General features: G+C 53.3%; 14 protein-coding genes and 2 tRNA genes. 3 read left to right on the forward strand and 13 right to left on the reverse strand.

What is annotated here, in order from left to right; translation table 11 throughout:
- Positions 1–7: 7 nt before the first annotated feature.
- From pnp to AC22LX_RS12910, 8 genes are all read right to left on the reverse strand, one after another.
- Positions 8–2,143, reverse strand: a complete 2,136-nt coding sequence (gene pnp, locus AC22LX_RS12875; RefSeq protein ID WP_045394938.1) for a polyribonucleotide nucleotidyltransferase — start codon at positions 2,141–2,143, stop codon at positions 8–10.
- A 241-nt stretch (positions 2,144–2,384) separates the two neighbouring features.
- Positions 2,385–2,654 carry a 30S ribosomal protein S15 gene (rpsO, locus tag AC22LX_RS12880; protein WP_045394940.1) on the reverse strand — a complete coding sequence of 90 codons (270 nt, stop codon included), beginning with the start codon at positions 2,652–2,654 and terminating at the stop codon, positions 2,385–2,387.
- 148 nt (positions 2,655–2,802) lie between these two features.
- Positions 2,803–3,747, reverse strand: coding sequence for a tRNA pseudouridine(55) synthase TruB (truB, locus tag AC22LX_RS12885; protein ID WP_045394942.1), 945 nt, complete (start codon positions 3,745–3,747; stop codon positions 2,803–2,805).
- The gene (rbfA, locus tag AC22LX_RS12890; RefSeq protein ID WP_002918248.1) at positions 3,747–4,148 is read right to left on the reverse strand and encodes a 30S ribosome-binding factor RbfA; all 402 of its coding nucleotides are present in this window, start codon (positions 4,146–4,148) and stop codon (positions 3,747–3,749) included. Before rbfA ends, truB begins: the two co-directional genes overlap by 1 nt.
- A 105-nt stretch (positions 4,149–4,253) precedes the next feature.
- Complete coding sequence (infB, locus tag AC22LX_RS12895) at positions 4,254–6,944, reverse strand: translation initiation factor IF-2 (RefSeq protein ID WP_015703597.1); 2,691 nt, start codon at positions 6,942–6,944, stop codon at positions 4,254–4,256.
- A 24-nt stretch (positions 6,945–6,968) separates the two neighbouring features.
- Positions 6,969–8,456: a transcription termination factor NusA gene (nusA, locus tag AC22LX_RS12900; protein WP_015369524.1), complete on the reverse strand. Its 1,488-nt coding sequence runs from the start codon at positions 8,454–8,456 to the stop codon at positions 6,969–6,971.
- A gap of 27 nt (positions 8,457–8,483) precedes the next feature.
- Positions 8,484–8,936 carry a ribosome maturation factor RimP gene (rimP, locus tag AC22LX_RS12905; protein WP_015703598.1) on the reverse strand — a complete coding sequence of 151 codons (453 nt, stop codon included), beginning with the start codon at positions 8,934–8,936 and terminating at the stop codon, positions 8,484–8,486.
- A gap of 206 nt (positions 8,937–9,142) precedes the next feature.
- Positions 9,143–9,219 (reverse strand) — tRNA-Met (locus AC22LX_RS12910).
- 306 nt (positions 9,220–9,525) lie between these two features.
- On the opposite strand from AC22LX_RS12910, the gene argG reads away from it, so the two are divergent.
- The 3 genes from argG (at position 9,526) to AC22LX_RS12925 (ending at position 12,392) form a co-directional block, all read left to right on the forward strand.
- Positions 9,526–10,869, forward strand: coding sequence for an argininosuccinate synthase (gene argG / locus AC22LX_RS12915; RefSeq protein WP_015369521.1), 1,344 nt, complete (start codon positions 9,526–9,528; stop codon positions 10,867–10,869).
- A gap of 170 nt (positions 10,870–11,039) precedes the next feature.
- Positions 11,040–11,669, forward strand: coding sequence for a winged helix-turn-helix transcriptional regulator (locus tag AC22LX_RS12920; RefSeq protein ID WP_045394944.1), 630 nt, complete (start codon positions 11,040–11,042; stop codon positions 11,667–11,669).
- Between the two features lie 171 nt (positions 11,670–11,840).
- Positions 11,841–12,392, forward strand: a complete 552-nt coding sequence (locus AC22LX_RS12925; protein ID WP_045394946.1) for a YfaZ family outer membrane protein — start codon at positions 11,841–11,843, stop codon at positions 12,390–12,392.
- 38 nt (positions 12,393–12,430) lie between these two features.
- On the opposite strand, the gene AC22LX_RS12930 is transcribed toward AC22LX_RS12925, so the two are convergent.
- From AC22LX_RS12930 to folP, 5 genes are all read right to left on the reverse strand, one after another.
- On the reverse strand, positions 12,431–12,793 hold the full coding sequence (locus AC22LX_RS12930) for a hypothetical protein (protein WP_380379404.1): 363 nt from the start codon (positions 12,791–12,793) through the stop codon (positions 12,431–12,433).
- 183 nt (positions 12,794–12,976) lie between these two features.
- Positions 12,977–13,063 (reverse strand) — tRNA-Leu (locus AC22LX_RS12935).
- A 9-nt stretch (positions 13,064–13,072) separates the two neighbouring features.
- Entirely contained in the window at positions 13,073–13,402 is a 330-nt protein-coding gene (gene secG, locus AC22LX_RS12940; protein WP_015369517.1) for a preprotein translocase subunit SecG, read from the reverse strand.
- 227 nt (positions 13,403–13,629) lie between these two features.
- A complete protein-coding gene (glmM, locus tag AC22LX_RS12945; RefSeq protein ID WP_015369516.1) occupies positions 13,630–14,967 on the reverse strand; it encodes a phosphoglucosamine mutase in 1,338 nt (445 codons plus the stop codon).
- Complete coding sequence (gene folP / locus AC22LX_RS12950; RefSeq protein WP_045394950.1) at positions 14,960–15,808, reverse strand: dihydropteroate synthase; 849 nt, start codon at positions 15,806–15,808, stop codon at positions 14,960–14,962. The genes glmM and folP overlap by 8 nt, the downstream gene beginning before the upstream one ends.
- Positions 15,809–15,925: the final 117 nt, after the last annotated feature.

Consider the following 15,925-nt stretch of genomic DNA (forward strand, 5'->3'; position numbering starts at 1 on the left):
GGCAACCTTACTCGCCCTGCTCTGCGGCCGGAGCTTCCGGCGCGGTAGCTGGCTGAGTCTGCTCAGTTGCTTCTTTAATGCTCAGACGTACGCGGCCCTGACGGTCAACTTCCAGAACCTTAACCGGTACTTCCTGACCCATCTGCAGGTAATCAGTCACTTTCTCAACGCGCTTGTCAGCGATCTGAGAGATGTGAACCAGACCTTCTTTACCGCCGCCGATGGCAACGAATGCGCCAAAGTCAACGATGCGGGTCACTTTACCATTGTAGATACGGCCAACTTCGATCTCAGCGGTGATCTCTTCGATACGGCGGATAGCATGCTGCGCTTTGTCGCCGTCGGTCGCTGCGATCTTCACGGTACCGTCATCTTCGATTTCGATGGTGGTGCCGGTTTCTTCGGTCAGAGCACGGATAACAGAACCGCCTTTACCGATAACGTCTTTGATCTTGTCCGGGTTGATCTTGATGGTGTGGATACGCGGCGCGAATTCGGAGATGTCGCCGCGCGGCGCGTTAATCGCCTGTTCCATCACGCCCAGGATGTGCAGACGCGCACCTTTAGCCTGGTTCAGAGCAACCTGCATGATTTCTTTGGTGATACCTTCAATTTTGATATCCATCTGCAGCGCAGAGATACCGTCGCGAGAACCCGCAACTTTGAAGTCCATATCGCCAAGGTGGTCTTCGTCACCCAGAATGTCGGACAGTACGACGAAGTTGTCGCCTTCTTTCACCAGACCCATTGCGATACCCGCAACGGCGGCTTTCACCGGCACGCCAGCGTCCATCAGCGCCAGAGATGCGCCACAGACGGAAGCCATGGAAGAAGAACCGTTGGATTCGGTGATCTCAGATACCACGCGAACGGTGTACGGGAATTCGTCGATTGTCGGCATTACGGCCAGAACGCCGCGCTTAGCCAGACGACCGTGACCGATTTCACGACGCTTCGGAGAACCCACCATGCCAGTTTCGCCTACGGAGTACGGAGGGAAGTTGTAGTGGAACAGGAAGGAGTCCGTGCGCTCGCCCATCAGTTCGTCGATGTTCTGCGCGTCGCGTGCGGTACCCAGAGTCGCGGTAACCAGCGCCTGAGTTTCGCCGCGGGTAAACAGTGCGGAACCGTGAGTACGCGGCAGTACGCCGGTACGAACGTCCAGACCACGGATCATGTCTTTTTCGCGGCCATCGATACGCGGCTCGCCTGCCAGTACGCGGCTACGAACAACGTTTTTCTCGATGGCGTGCAGGATTTCACCCAGTTCGTTGGCGTCCAGGGTTTCATCTTCAGCAACCAGCGTAGCGATGGTTTCAGATTTGATGACGTCAACCTGAGCGTAACGCTCTTGTTTGTCGGTGATACGGTAAGCATCGCTCAGGCGGGATTCAGCCAGCGCAGCAACGCGCGCGTTCAGCGCTTCGTTGACGGCTTCCGGCTGCCAGTCCCAACGTGGTTTACCGGCTTCTTTCACCAGATCGTTGATGTTCTGAATAACAACCTGCTGCTGCTCGTGGCCAAAGACCACCGCGCCCAGCATCTGGTCTTCGCTCAGCAGTTCAGCTTCGGATTCAACCATCAGTACGGCCGCTTCGGTACCGGCAACCACCAGATCCAGTTTGCTGGATTTCAGCTCTTCCTGGGTTGGGTTCAGTACGTACTGGTCGTTGATGTAACCCACGCGAGCGGCGCCGATTGGGCCATTGAACGGAATACCGGACAGAGACAGCGCTGCGGATGCGCCGATCATCGCGACGATATCCGGGTTAACCTGCGGGTTAACGGAAACAACGGTCGCGATAACCTGAACTTCGTTAACGAAGCCTTCCGGGAACAGCGGACGAACCGGGCGGTCAATCAGACGCGCGATCAGGGTTTCGCCTTCGCTTGGACGGCCTTCACGACGGAAGAAGCCACCCGGGATTTTACCGGCAGCGTAAGTACGCTCCTGGTAGTTAACAGTCAGCGGGAAGAAGTCCTGGCCCGGTTTCGCTTTTTTCTGACCCACAACGGTAACGAATACCGCGGTGTCATCCATGCTAACCATCACAGCGGCCGTTGCCTGGCGCGCCATCATGCCGGTCTCCAGGGTTACGGTGTGTTGGCCGTACTGGAATTTACGAACGATCGGATTAAGCAAAATTCTATCCTTTTATCTAAAAATGACGCCATATCCACGATATCGCGCCTGATGACCCGATCCTCTGCATCCTCGCGACTAATGACAACCTTTACCCGCCCCTGCGGATGAAGCCTCTCATTAGCCGCGCGAACCTCTGCATGAAGATCATTAATAGCAACAATACATGAGTTTTTAATGAATTGCTGCCGCCCGGTCGAAAAAAGGGGCCGTGAGGCCCCTTTTTCTGAAACTCGCAGAATTAGCGACGCAGACCCAGACGCTCGATCAGCGCGGAGTAACGTGCAACATCTTTACGTTTCAGGTAGTCGAGCAGTTTACGACGCTGAGAAACCATGCGCAGCAGACCACGACGGCTGTGGTGATCTTTTTTGTGCTCTGCAAAGTGACCCTGCAGGTGGTTGATCTGTGCAGTCAGCAGTGCAACCTGAACTTCAGTAGAACCGCTGTCGTTTGCGCCACGACCGAACTCAGAAACGATTTGTGCTTTAGCTTCAACGCTTAGAGACATTTTCAAACTCCAAAATTATAAGTAAAGAAAGGGTGCCGATCTCTAATTCAGCAACCCCTGATGCAACGCCCGAAAATGTTAAAACACTTTAGCGGACGTTAAGCGGCAATATTCTACTCGTAGCAGGCTTTTATCGCAACAAAAGCGCTCACTGCGGGTATTCCACCACCAGACGACGAGGCGCGACGCGGCCTTCATCGTCGATTTCGCCCATGCCGAGGAACTTGCCGGACTCGCTTTCCATCACCCGCACCAGCCCGTTAAGCGGCGCGCCTGACTGACGAACCGGATTACCGTTCTTAAAGTAGACCGCGGAAGTTTCTGGAATATGAACCAGCGGGTAATCCGAAGCCGGGCTGTCCATCGGCATCAGCAGCGGATCAAGCAGTTGCGCGGCAGGAATATCCTGCGCCGCCGCCTGTTCGACCAGCGCCTGCAGCTGCTCCAGGGTCACCATCCGCTCGACCGGGTATTTGCTCACCGCCAGGCGACGCAGGAAAATCACGTGCGCGCCGCAGCCAAGTTTCTCACCCAAATCATCGATAATCGTACGGATGTAGGTGCCTTTCGAGCAGTGGATCTCAAGCTCCAGTTCATCGCCTTCATGGCGAATAAACAGCAGCTCATAGACCGTAATCGGCCGGGCTTCACGCGGAACCTCAATGCCCTGACGAGCGTATTCGTACAGTTTTTTACCCTGATACTTCAGCGCCGAGTACATCGACGGCACCTGCTGAGTCTCGCCGCGGAAGCTATCCAGCGCCGCCGCCAGTTGTTCTTCGCTAAAGGTTAGCGGGCGTTCTTCCACCACCTGACCATCGGCGTCGGAGGTATCCGTACGCTGGCCAAGTTTGGCGATCACGCGATAACGCTTATCGGAGTCCAGCAGATACTGGGAAAACTTAGTCGCTTCGCCAAGGCAAACCGGCAGCATACCGGTCGCCAGCGGATCCAGCGCGCCGGTATGCCCAGCGCGGTTGGCGTTATAAATACGTTTTACTTTCTGCAGCACATCGTTGCTGGAGGCGCCCTGAGGCTTATCCAGCAGCAATACGCCGTGCACGTCGCGGCCGCGACGACGAGGACGACTCATTAGTCCTCCTTGCTGTCGTCCGGGTTAACACGACGCTCATCGTCGTGTTTCACCACGCTGGTAACCAGGTTGGACATGCGCATCCCTTCGACCAGCGAGTTGTCGTAGAAGAAAGTCAGTTCCGGCACGATGCGCAGGCGCATCGCTTTGCCCAGCAGAGAGCGGATAAAGCCAGAGGCTTCCTGCAGCGCTTTGATGCCCGCTTTCACCGCGGCTTCATCTTTGTCGTTGAGGAAGGTGACATACACTTTGGCATAGGCCAGGTCACGGGACATTTCCACGCCGGAAACGGTGGTCATCATGCCCAGACGCGGGTCTTTGATTTCACGCTGCAGGATGATGGCAATTTCTTTTTGCATCTCCTGGGCCACGCGCTGCGGGCGACCAAATTCTTTCGCCATAATAAATTCTCCAGAATAAAGACAAAAAAGGGGCCAAAAGCCCCTTTTTAAAATTATTGCCGGGTGGCGCTTCGCTTACCCGGCCTTCGCATAGCTATCTGACGATTAATCGATGCTACGCTGGATTTCGATGATTTCGAACACTTCGATCATATCGCCAACGCGAACGTCGTTGTAGTTCTTCACGCCGATACCACATTCCATGCCGTTACGGACTTCGTTAACGTCATCTTTGAAGCGGCGCAGGGATTCCAGCTCGCCTTCATAAATAACCACGTTGTCGCGCAGGACGCGGATTGGGTTGTGACGTTTAATCGTACCTTCGGTAACCATACAGCCCGCGATGGCGCCGAATTTCGGCGATTTGAAGACATCACGCACTTCAGCCAGACCGATGATCTGCTGTTTCAGTTCCGGAGACAGCATGCCGCTCATCGCTGCTTTCACTTCGTCGATCAGGTTATAGATGACGGAGTAGTAACGCAGATCCAGGCTTTCTGACTCGATAACTTTACGTGCGGAAGCATCGGCACGAACGTTGAAGCCAACCAGAATCGCGTTGGAAGCGGCAGCCAGGGTCGCGTCGGTTTCGGTGATACCACCTACGCCGGAACCGATGATCTTCACTTTAACTTCGTCGGTAGACAGTTTCAGTAAGGAATCGGAAATCGCTTCGACAGAGCCCTGCACGTCCGCTTTCAGCACGATGTTCACTTCGTGAACTTCGCCTTCGGTCATGTTAGCGAACATGTTTTCCAGTTTAGATTTCTGCTGGCGAGCCAGTTTAACTTCACGGAATTTACCCTGACGATACAGCGCAACTTCACGCGCTTTTTTCTCGTCACGAACAACGGTAACTTCATCACCCGCCGCCGGAACGCCGGACAGACCGAGGATTTCCACCGGAATGGACGGACCCGCTTCCAGCACTTCGCGACCCAGTTCGTCACGCATCGCACGTACGCGGCCATATTCAAAGCCACACAGTACGATATCGCCCTTATGCAGAGTACCTTCGCGAACCAGAACGGTAGCTACCGGACCACGACCTTTATCCAGGAAGGATTCGATGACCGCGCCGCTCGCCATACCGTTACGTACCGCTTTCAGTTCGAGAACTTCAGCCTGCAGCAGGATTGCGTTCAGCAGGTCGTCGATACCGGTACCGACTTTCGCTGATACTGGGATGAACTGCGCTTCACCGCCCCACTCTTCCGGCATCACGCCGTACTGGGAGAGTTCGTTCTTCACGCGATCCATATCCGCTTCCGGCTTATCGATCTTGTTCACTGCAACCACTACCGGCACCTGCGCCGCTTTGGCGTGCTGGATAGCTTCCACAGTCTGCGGCATCACGCCGTCGTCTGCCGCCACCACCAGAACCACGATATCCGTCGCCTGCGCGCCACGAGCACGCATAGAGGTAAACGCGGCGTGGCCCGGGGTATCCAGGAAGGTGATCATGCCGTTGTCGGTTTCTACGTGGTACGCGCCGATGTGCTGGGTAATACCACCCGCTTCGCCGGAGGCAACCTTAGTAGAACGAATGTAGTCCAGCAGAGAGGTTTTACCGTGGTCAACGTGACCCATGATGGTCACTACCGGTGCGCGCGGTTCAGCCGCAGCGCCGGTGTCACGGTCGCTCATTACTGCTTCTTCCAGCTCGTTTTCACGACGCAGGATAACTTTGTGGCCCATCTCTTCGGCAACCAGCTGTGCGGTTTCCTGGTCGATGACCTGGTTGATGGTCGCCATCGCGCCCAGTTTCATCATCGCTTTGATGACCTGAGAGCCTTTGACCGCCATCTTGTTGGCCAGCTCGCCAACGGTGATGGTTTCGCCGATCACAACATCACGGTTAACGGCCTGAGCCGGCTTCTGGAAGCCCTGCTGCAGAGAAGAACCTTTACGATGTTTGCCGCCTTTACCGCCGCGAACGGCCGCACGGGCTTCTTCACGGTCAGCTTTAGATTCAGCGTGTTTGTTGCCTTTCTTCGCCGGACGCGCAGCTTTGCTGTTACGGCCACGGCCGCGACCGCCTTCAACTTCACGATCGTTATCATCTTCAGCCTGACGCGCATGCTGAGAGGTGGTTACGTGGTAGTCGGTCGTTTCTTCTGGGGTTTCCGGAGTTTCACTCCAGTTTTTTTCATTTTCTTCAGCCATACGGCGTGCTTCTTCCGCTACACGGCGCGCTTCTTCTTCAAGTTTGCGGCGTGCTTCTTCTTCCGATTTGCGCTTCAGCTCCGCTGCTTCGTTCTCACGGCGGATCTTTTCAGCCTGGGCGGTCTTGGTCATTTCGTCGGTATGTTGATTGCTCACTTTGTCTTTTTCCGCGGCTTCACGTTTCGCTTTATCAGCGACTTCACGTTTAGCTTGTTCTGCGGCCTCACGTTCAGCTTTTAATTGCGCCTCGCGTTTAGCTGCTTCTTCAGCTTCACGACGGGCCTGCTCTTCCGCTTCACGCTGCGCCTGCTCTTCCGCGGCCAGGCGTTCAGCCTCTTGCGGATCGCGTTTCACAAAGGTGCGTTTCTTGCGGACTTCGATTTGTACCGATTTACTCTTTCCACCGGTACCTGGAATATTTAACGTGCTGCGCGTTTTACGCTGCAACGTCAGCTTGTCAGGCGCCGAGCCGTGTTCACGGTTCAGGTGCGTTAACAAGGTTTGCTTTTCTTGCGCGGTCACAGAATCATCAGCCGATTTGCGAATGCCTGCATCAGCAAATTGCTGTATCAGGCGATCCACAGAGGTCTGAATTTCTGAGGCCAGCGCTTTAATAGTCACATCTGTCATGCTGTTCCTTCCTGCTACAGTTTATTACGCTTCGTCGCCGAACCAACAAATGTTGCGAGCAGCCATGATGAGTTCACCAGCTTTCTCGTCGGTCATACCTTCGATATCAGCCAGGTCATCAACGCCCTGTTCGGCGAGATCTTCCAGCGTACAAACACCACGGGCAGCCAGCTTAAACGCCAGAGCACGGTCCAAACCTTCCAGATTCAGTAAATCGTCGGCAGGTTTGTTGTCTCCCAGGCTTTCTTCCTGAGCCAGCGCCAGTGTAGTCAGTGCGTTTTTCGCACGCTCACGAAGTGCTTCAACGGTCGCTTCGTCAAGGCCGTCGATTTCCAGCAGTTCTTTCATCGGCACATAGGCCAGTTCTTCCAGCGAGGAGAAGCCCTCTTCAACCAGTACGGTTGCGAAATCTTCATCAATATCGAGATATTTGGTGAAGGTATCGATAGCGGCATGGGCTTCAGCCTGGTGCTTAGCCTGCAGGTCATCAACGGTCATGACGTTGAGTTCCCAGCCGCTGAGCTGCGATGCCAGGCGGACGTTCTGACCGTTACGGCCGATCGCCTGCGCCAGGTTGCCTGCTTCTACCGCGATGTCCATGGTGTGTTTATCTTCATCCACCACGATGGACGCGACGTCAGCCGGCGCCATAGCGTTAATCACGAACTGCGCCGGGTTATCATCCCACAGGACGATATCGATGCGCTCGCCGCCAAGCTCGGTAGAAACCGCCTGAACGCGCGCGCCGCGCATACCGACACAAGCGCCAACCGGGTCGATACGCTTGTCATTGGTTTTCACGGCGATTTTCGCACGAGAACCCGGATCGCGGGCTGCGGCTTTGATTTCCAGCACTTCTTCGCCAATTTCCGGCACTTCAATGCGGAACAGTTCGACCAGCATCTCCGGTTTGGAGCGAGTCACGAACAGCTGCGCGCCGCGTGCTTCCGGACGAACGGCGTACAGCACGCCGCGAATACGGTCGCCCGGACGGAAGTTTTCACGCGGCAGCATATCTTCACGCAGGATCACGGCTTCAGCATTGCTGCCCAGATCCAGAGTGATGTTGTCGCGGTTCACTTTTTTCACCACGCCGGTGATGATCTCACCTTCGTGCTCGCGGAACTGATCGACAACCATCGCGCGCTCAGCTTCACGTACTTTCTGTACGATAACCTGTTTAGCGGTCTGCGTAGTGATACGGTCGAAGGTGACAGATTCAATCTGATCTTCAACGTAGTCGCCGACGTTCATGCTTTCATCTTCGTAACGCGCAGCTTCCAGCGTGATCTCGCGGGTAGGTTGAGTCACCTCTTCAACCACCAGCCAGCGACGGAAGGTGTCGAAATCGCCGCTTTTACGGTCGATTTCTACGCGAACGTCGATCTCTTGTTCGTATTTTTTCTTGGTCGCCGTTGCCAGAGCGCTTTCCAACGCTTCGAAAATCTTCTCGCGCGGCAGCGCTTTTTCGTTGGAAACGGCTTCAACAACAGCCAAAATTTCTTTGTTCATCGGGGCCTTTCACCTCAATCCAGACTGTTAAAAGTGGGGAACCAGGTTCGCCTTCTGGATGTTACTCAGCGCGAACACTTCATCTTTGCCTTCGACGGTTACCGTGATCATCTCACCGTCTACCGCTTTGATAATGCCCTGCCATTTACGACGGTTCTGTACCGCCATGCGCAGCACCAGCGAAACTTCTTCACCGGTGAAGCGTTGATAGTGTTCAGCAGTAAACATCGGACGGTCGAGACCAGGCGAAGAGACTTCCAGGTTGTAAGCGACGGTGATCGGATCTTCGACATCCATGACAGCACTGACCTGGTGGCTCACATCAGCACAATCATCAACATTGATGCCATCTTCACTATCAATATAGATGCGCAGTGTGGATGTGCGACCGCGAATAAATTCGATGCCGACCAGCTCAAAGCCAAGCGCTTCAACTGGCGCAGTGAGCATCTCTGTTAATTTTTGCTCTAATGTGGACAAACCCACCCCCAAGACATAAAAAAAGGGCGTATAGCCCAGTTATTCTGAAGTCAGATAACAAAAAACCCCGATAAATCGGGGCTTTAGATAACTGAACCCTGAGACCGCAATTGCGATCTGGAACACCTTCCAGAAGAATTCTTTCAAATCCGGCTACGAAGGACCTAGTCCTCACAGTATATTTGAAAAAGTACTTAATGGGAAAGTGGTTGCGGGGGCCGGATTTGAACCGACGACCTTCGGGTTATGAGCCCGACGAGCTACCAGGCTGCTCCACCCCGCGCCTGAAACGTGGCATATTTTACTCTTTCTGAGCAAAAGACGCAAATACTGCTGGGATTTGGTACCGAGGACGGGACATAAAATCGTGGTGAATTGTATCGATAAATCATATATTTTGTCAACATCCATTTTACACCACCCGCTTGCCGTTTATGCTGGCATTTCAGGCTTTTTTAGCAAAATCACCATCAGGCTCTTCCTGTCGCCAGCAAAAGATGATTAAATGAAAACTCACAATTAGTGCATAAAAATGCAAATTTGTTGTTGAGTCGAACTCACCACAGTCTATCTAGCAGGGTTTTATTTTATGACGACGATTCTTAAGCATCTCCCGGTTGGTCAACGTATTGGTATTGCTTTCTCTGGTGGACTGGATACCAGCGCCGCCCTGCTGTGGATGCGTAAAAAAGGCGCGGTTCCTTATGCATATACCGCGAATCTGGGCCAGCCTGACGAAGACGACTACGAAGCCATTCCGCGTCGTGCGAAAGAGTATGGCGCTGAAGGCGCTCGTCTGATTGATTGCCGCAAACAACTGGTGGCGGAAGGTATAGCGGCAATTCAGTGCGGCGCATTCCATAACACCACCGGCGGCTTAACTTATTTCAATACCACGCCGCTGGGCCGCGCCGTGACCGGCACCATGCTGGTTGCCGCGATGAAAGAAGATGGCGTCAACATCTGGGGCGACGGTAGCACCTATAAAGGCAACGATATCGAGCGCTTTTATCGCTACGGTCTGCTGACCAATGCGGAACTGCAGATTTACAAACCGTGGCTGGATAGCGACTTCATTGATGAACTGGGCGGTCGTCATGAAATGTCTGAGTTTATGATAGCCTGCGGCTTCGACTACAAAATGTCTGTCGAAAAAGCCTATTCCACCGACTCCAACATGCTGGGTGCGACGCACGAAGCGAAAGATCTCGAATTTCTCAATTCCAGCGTGAAAATCGTCAACCCGATTATGGGTGTGAAGTTCTGGGATGAAAGCGTAAAAATCGCCGCTGAAGAAGTGACCGTGCGTTTTGAACAGGGCCACCCGGTTGCGCTGAATGGTAAAACGTTCAGCGATGACGTCGAACTGATGCTGGAAGCTAACCGCATCGGTGGTCGCCACGGTCTGGGCATGAGCGATCAGATTGAAAACCGCATCATTGAAGCGAAAAGCCGCGGCATCTATGAAGCCCCGGGGATGGCGCTATTGCATATCGCCTACGAGCGCCTGCTGACCGGTATCCATAACGAAGATACTATCGAGCAATATCATGCTCATGGCCGCCAGTTGGGTCGTCTGCTGTATCAGGGACGCTGGTTCGATTCCCAGGCGCTGATGCTGCGCGATTCGCTGCAACGTTGGGTAGCAAGCCAGATCACTGGCGAAGTCACCCTTGAACTGCGTCGCGGCAACGACTACTCGATCCTGAATACCGTGTCAGACAACCTGACCTATAAAGCAGAGCGTCTGACCATGGAAAAAGGCGATTCCATGTTTACCGCTGAAGATCGTATCGGCCAGCTGACCATGCGTAACCTGGACATTACCGATACTCGTGAGAAGCTATTCGGCTATGCCCAATCCGGGCTACTCAGCGCGTCTTCCGCCACCGGTCTGCCACAGGTTGAAAACCTGGAAAATCGCGATAAATAAACCGCGAAGCCAAACTCTCCAGCCGGCGCTAACCCGCCGGCTTTTTTATTTCCGCAATAAATCCTAAATCACAACCCTACTTTATCGTTATAGTTTATGGCATCACTATTTTTAATAATCACCATCTATAATTTATCGAATACCTGTACTCTTATACCGAGAGGATCGCAATGAATATTAAACCTCCCGTTCGGCCGCAAGACGCGATCAACCGTCTGATGGCAATGCTGGAACCGCATGCCACGCCAATAAATATGGTCGCAAGGAAAAGGCTTAGCTGGGAATATAAAGGCAAAATCCAGCTCTATCTGTTTAAGAAAGGTGAGTTATCCATTTTTCGCTCATCGGACAGATTACTCATGGTCACCGTCTATGAACCACACCTGTTTGGCGTAGCCGAGATGCTGCAGCCCAGCCGTAGCCACGGCCTTCGCGCGGAAGTCGATACGGAGATCCTGCGGATTGACAGCGACAAAGCCATGCAACTGTTCAGTGAGCATAACATGTGGGAAGAGGTCACCCGGCTACTAGCTTACCACACCTCTTATTTGGTGTATCGCGACGATTTAGTATTACAGCAGCGGACTTATTCGGTCATTCGCAATCACTTAATGGAAATGCTGTTGCTTCCTGAAGAGACTCGTTCGCGGGTATCCATGCTGGAATATATTCAGGACCGCACGCATTTGTCGCGCAGCAGCATTCTGAATGTGCTTTCCGCATTGAAAAAAGGTGGCTATATCGAGTTTGCCCGCGGTGGTTATTTACAGAGTATCACCTCCCTGCCTGAGAAGTTTTAACACACTGCAGTCCCACTTATCGCCTCACGACCATTATTTAAAAATAAACATATAAACGGTAACGGTGGGCGATAAATGCTTTTATTCTGCACATAACTATTAAACCAGAAACCCGTTAATTTTGCCCGAGCGCTCGTATCGGGCATTTTTTTACCCGAAGGAATACGAATAATGAGCATGTTCAGATTGAAATCCATCCTGCTTATCGCCGCCCTGAGCGCCAGCAGCGCCGCCTTCGCTTCCGTTAGTCTTCACGGTGAGGCCGGTTCAGAATTCACCAACTTATCAGCCAGCTTTAATCCACAGGCTCCCGGAATGACCTTTAACGGTAACTGGGCGCATAGCGATAACGATGGCGATACGGTGGGATTGGGCATGGGCTATAACTTTGACCTCGGTCCGTTCCTGCTGACGGCCGGTGGTAAAGCGGTATACCTGAATCCGAACGATGGCGATGAAGGCTATGCGATTGCCCTCGGCGGCGGCGCTCAACTACCGCTTGGCGATTTCTTTACCTTGTTCGGTGAGGCTTATTATTCCCCGGATTCAATGTCCAGCGGCGTTGATGAATACCTTGAAGCCAATGCCGGCTTACGCGTGAATATCATCAAATCCATGAGCATCGAAGCGGGCTATCGCTATATCGATATGGCGGGTAAACATGACCACCGCGATAACGTCCTGGCGGATGGCGCCTATGCGGGTTTCAATTTCCGTTTCTAAGTGCGGCAAAAGGGATTGCCTGTCGGCAATCCCTTTTTTTATGCGACAGATGGTATGGTTTTCAGCAGCTTATTAATTTCCTGCAAGCCCGCAATATTGTTCTCTTTACGGTAGACGTCGTTCATCGAAGCCATTTGCTCAAGTTTGGTTAACGCACCGTAGACCTGAAACGCCTCGCTATGCTTATCAAAGACATCCCGTTTATCCACATCCTGTAAATAGTTGCTTTTAAGCGACTGGCTTAACTTGCTGATGAGCAGGTTGTTATCCTGAAAACAGTTAACGACCGTTGATGATTCCGGCGCAGGCACGGAATTATTTATAACCGGCACCTGCAGGGTATTCAACGTGTCTACTGTTTCTGGCGAAGAATTGCTGCTGCATCCGGCCAGGCCCAACATACCGGCAATGATAACTACTTTTAAAGTACGCATGGCGTCACTGAACCTCGTCAAAATTGATGAGGGCGACTTTAGCGATTTCACGGGGATCAAAACCAGCGGAGTGTTGTTTATAAATAAACAACGAATAGAGAGGGACAAAAACAAAAAAAGACGCTTTTCAGCGTCTTTTCTCTGGAATATTGGTACCGAGGATGGGACTCGAACCCACAAGCCCGTTAGGGCACTACCACCTCAAGGTAGCGTGTCTACCAATTCCACCACCTCGGTACAGAATACTTAGTGCGGGATATCGCTGGCCGGCTGAGCCGGTGCGGTTGGCTGAGTCTGCTCAGATTTCGGCGCACTCAGATTATCCCACTCACTTCCTTTATTGGTCTTGTTGCTGTTGATATTACCCAGCGCCAGACTGATGATGAAGAACAGCGCGGCCAGGATGCCGGTCATACGGGTCATGAAGTTACCAGAACCGCTAGAACCAAACAACGTGCCAGAAGCGCCTGCTCCGAAGGAGGCTCCCATGTCAGCGCCTTTACCTTGCTGCAGCATGATCAGGCCAACAAGGGCAATCGCTACAATAAGGAAAATTACTAAAAGAGCTTCGTACATAATCAACCTGTTCCTTGCGGATTCGCCGCATACCAAGTGCTTCACCAATAAAGCGGGACGTTTTAATATTTCCCACTGAAGCGGGTGTGAATACTAACCAAAGCGAATAACCTTCGCAAGGGCAATTTTGGCGTATTGTATCAACTGCGGAAAAAAACAGCAAAAAGCGTTTTTATATGCTTAAAAAGGCAGCAACAGCCGCCTTTTTAATCACTTAGACGCGATAGTTATACGCTTTTGACCGCATCGGCGATACGGTGGGCAAATTCCTTCACCTGCGCTTCATGCTCGCCTTCAACCATCACGCGAATCAGCGGCTCTGTGCCAGATTTACGCAGCAGCACGCGTCCACGGTTCCCCAGCGCAGCCTCTACTTCGGCAGTGACCGCTTTTACGCTGTCATGTTCCAGCGGGTTGCCGCTGCCTTCGGTAAAGCGTACGTTGACCAGAATCTGCGGGAACATTTTCATACCGCTGCACAGATCGTGCAGGCTCATATGATTACGCACCATCGCCGCCACCACCTGCAGGCTGGCGACAATGCCATCGCCGGTGGTGGTTTTGTCCAGCAGAATCACGTGGCCGGAGTTTTCCGCGCCGATACGCCAGCCTTTTTCCTGCAGTTTTTCCAGCACGTAGCGGTCACCCACTTTCGCACGGGTAAACGGAATGCCAAGTTGCTTCAGCGCCAGCTCAAGACCCATGTTGCTCATCAGCGTGCCGACTGCGCCACCGCGCAGCTGGCCCTGACGCAGACCTTCACGGGCGATAATATAGAGGATCTGATCGCCATCGACTTTATTACCTTCATGATCAACCATGATGACGCGATCGCCATCGCCGTCGTAGGCAATACCCAGATCGGCTTTTTCCGCCAGCACGCGTGCCTGCAGCGCGCGGACGTCGGTTGCGCCGACCTCTTCGTTAATATTTAGCCCATCAGGCTCACAGCCCATCGCGATAACCTGTGCGCCCAGTTCACGGAATACATTCGGCGCAATGTGGTAAGTCGCGCCGTGGGCGCAATCCACCACTACCTTCAGCGAACCGAGGCTCAGCTCATTCGGGAAAGTGCCTTTGCAGAACTCAATATAGCGGCCTGCGGCATCGACAATACGGCTGGCTTTCCCAAGCTCAGCGGAATCAACGCAGGTCAGCTCTTTTTCCATCTCTGCTTCAATCGCTTCTTCGACGTCATCCGGAAGCTTAGTGCCTTCGATGGAGAAGAATTTAATACCGTTGTCGTAGAAAGGGTTATGAGAGGCAGAGATGACGATTCCCGCTTCAGCGCGGAAGGCGCGGGTCAGATAAGCGATTGCCGGCGTCGGCATAGGGCCGGTAAACGAGGCGGACAAACCCGCAGCCGCCAGGCCAGCTTCCAGCGCGGATTCCAGCATATAGCCAGAAATTCGCGTGTCTTTGCCGATAATGATTTTACGTGAACCATGGCGCGCCAGCACTTTACCGGCCGCCCACCCCAGTTTCAGCACGAACTCAGGCGTAATAGGTGCGTCGCCAACGCGGCCACGAATACCATCGGTGCCAAAATATTTGCGGTTACTCATAACGTTTATTTTCCTTAGCGGCCAGGGTGGCTTCCACCACGCGCAGCGCTTCTACCGTTTCTTTGACATCATGGACGCGAATTATCTGCGCGCCCTGCATTGCAGCAATGACTGCGCAGGACAAGCTGCCGCTCAGCCGTTCCGACGGCCCTACGTTCAACAGCTGACCCACCATCGACTTACGCGACATCCCCACCAGCAGCGGGAGGCCAAAATGATGGAACTCCCCTAGTCGGGCAAGCAGTTCATAGTTATGGGAAAGATTTTTACCGAATCCGAATCCCGGGTCGAGCAACAATTTTTCTTTTGCGATCCCCGCCTGTTCGCAGCGCACAATGTGTTCAGCAAAAAAACGGTCAACATCGGCAAAAACATCTTCGTACTTCGGCGCTTCCTGCATCGTTTTCGGCTGCCCCTGCATATGCATCAGGCACACCGGTAGCCCGGTTTGCGCGGCGGCCTGCAGGGCGCCAGGCTCGGTTAATGAACGGATATCGTTAATGATATGCGCGCCAGCGCGCGCGGATTCGCGGATGACCTCGGCTTTCGAGGTATCAACCGAGATCCAGACTTCAAAACGCTGTGCAATTGCCTCAACCACCGGGATCACCCGCGCCAGCTCTTCCTCGACGCTGACTTCCGCCGCGCCAGGCCGGGTTGATTCACCGCCGATATCAATAATAGTCGCCCCGGCGTTAATCATCAGGTTGGCATGCTTAACCGCTTCAATCAGTGAATTGTGGCTGCCGCCATCGGAGAAGGAATCCGGCGTAACGTTAAGGATCCCCATCACATGCGGATGGGAGAGATCGAGCGTTGACCCCTGGGCGTGTAATTGCATGTTTTCTTTCCGCTATGGTTTGTACAGTTGTCGTTCGGACAGGATTCGGCCCGTACCATCTTAGAGATTCTGACGGTGACATCATTCAATTCCTCAAAAGGAATAATGAAGCGCCGG

Source organism: Klebsiella sp. PK01 (assembly GCF_057624675.1).

Coding starts and splice junctions, on each gene's coding strand:
- argG (WP_015369521.1), top strand. CDS start 9,526: ATGACGACGATTCTTAAGCATCTCCCGGTTGGTCAACGTATTGGTATT.
- rpsO (WP_045394940.1), bottom strand. CDS start 2,654: ATGTCTCTAAGCGTTGAAGCTAAAGCACAAATCGTTTCTGAGTTCGGT.
- nusA (WP_015369524.1), bottom strand. CDS start 8,456: ATGAACAAAGAAATTTTGGCTGTTGTTGAAGCCGTTTCCAACGAAAAA.
- AC22LX_RS12925 (WP_045394946.1), top strand. CDS start 11,841: ATGAGCATGTTCAGATTGAAATCCATCCTGCTTATCGCCGCCCTGAGC.
- AC22LX_RS12930 (WP_380379404.1), bottom strand. CDS start 12,793: ATGTTGGGCCTGGCCGGATGCAGCAGCAATTCTTCGCCAGAAACAGTA.
- AC22LX_RS12920 (WP_045394944.1), top strand. CDS start 11,040: ATGAATATTAAACCTCCCGTTCGGCCGCAAGACGCGATCAACCGTCTG.
- rbfA (WP_002918248.1), bottom strand. CDS start 4,148: ATGGCGAAAGAATTTGGTCGCCCGCAGCGCGTGGCCCAGGAGATGCAA.
- folP (WP_045394950.1), bottom strand. CDS start 15,808: ATGCAATTACACGCCCAGGGGTCAACGCTCGATCTCTCCCATCCGCAT.
- truB (WP_045394942.1), bottom strand. CDS start 3,747: ATGAGTCGTCCTCGTCGTCGCGGCCGCGACGTGCACGGCGTATTGCTG.
- glmM (WP_015369516.1), bottom strand. CDS start 14,967: ATGAGTAACCGCAAATATTTTGGCACCGATGGTATTCGTGGCCGCGTT.
- infB (WP_015703597.1), bottom strand. CDS start 6,944: ATGACAGATGTGACTATTAAAGCGCTGGCCTCAGAAATTCAGACCTCT.
- secG (WP_015369517.1), bottom strand. CDS start 13,402: ATGTACGAAGCTCTTTTAGTAATTTTCCTTATTGTAGCGATTGCCCTT.